This window comes from Spirochaetota bacterium (assembly GCA_025061835.1).
Taxonomy (GTDB): domain Bacteria; phylum Spirochaetota; class Brevinematia; order DTOW01; family DTOW01; genus SKYB106.
This window is the reverse complement of record JANXAC010000053.1, coordinates 1-416: the sequence shown is the minus strand read 5'-3', so window position 1 is coordinate 416 and position 416 is coordinate 1. Positions and strand designations below refer to the sequence as shown.

General features: G+C 57.0%; 1 protein-coding gene. It reads right to left on the bottom strand.

Annotation, left to right across the window (positions count from 1 at the left end):
* Window positions 1–172: 172 nt before the first annotated feature.
* A partial coding sequence (locus NZ579_08220; protein ID MCS7299921.1) for a hypothetical protein occupies window positions 173–416 on the bottom strand: 244 nt, incomplete at its 5' end.

Genomic DNA, 416 nt, shown 5'->3' with positions numbered 1-416 from the left:
ACCTGCGACCTAGTGGTTAACAGCCACCCGCTCTGCCGACTGAGCTACCGGGGAACCTTGCGAATAAGAATTTACCAGAAAACCCTTGCTTTGTCAAGGGGGAAGTAGCCTCTTTGCAGTGACCTGGCTTGCAAACGCAGACACGGCACTGCCGGGAGGAGGGGGATATGGCTCAGTACTCAGGCGGCAGGGGGCGGTACAGATAGTAGCGAGAGCGATGCAGTCGGCGCAGAATGCGTTGTCTGCCCAATGCTGCGATGGTGAGGGCGCCTGCCACAAAGCCTCCAGCGTGTGCCATCGTCGCAACGCCAGGCTGGAACTGAAACTGCATCAGGAACCATAGCCCCAGAAGGATGAAGGCAGGTACTGCAATCACATTGATGATGAAAAAGAAGATGACCAGCACGCGGATGCGC